Source organism: Streptomyces thermovulgaris, from assembly GCF_002155915.1.
Classification (GTDB): Bacteria; Actinomycetota; Actinomycetes; order Streptomycetales; family Streptomycetaceae; genus Streptomyces; species Streptomyces thermovulgaris.
The window spans coordinates 524-723 of sequence record NZ_MUME01000569.1 but is presented as its reverse complement, the minus strand read 5'-3'; positions in this window follow the sequence as shown (position 1 = coordinate 723).

Genomic DNA, 200 nt, shown 5'->3' with positions numbered 1-200 from the left:
GCCGGGCGCTGTGCCGAGGTGTTGTCCGGATGTGTCGGAGGGGTGGGGCGCCCCTGGGCCTGAATTCCGGGTGCTCCGCCGGAGGGCGGACCGTGTCGCGCGGACACGGGGCCGGCCGGCGCGGACCGGCTTCGCCCTCCCCCGCACCCCTCATGCGGAAGTCCGTTCATGCCCGAGGGGATGCCCGAGTGTGTTTACTT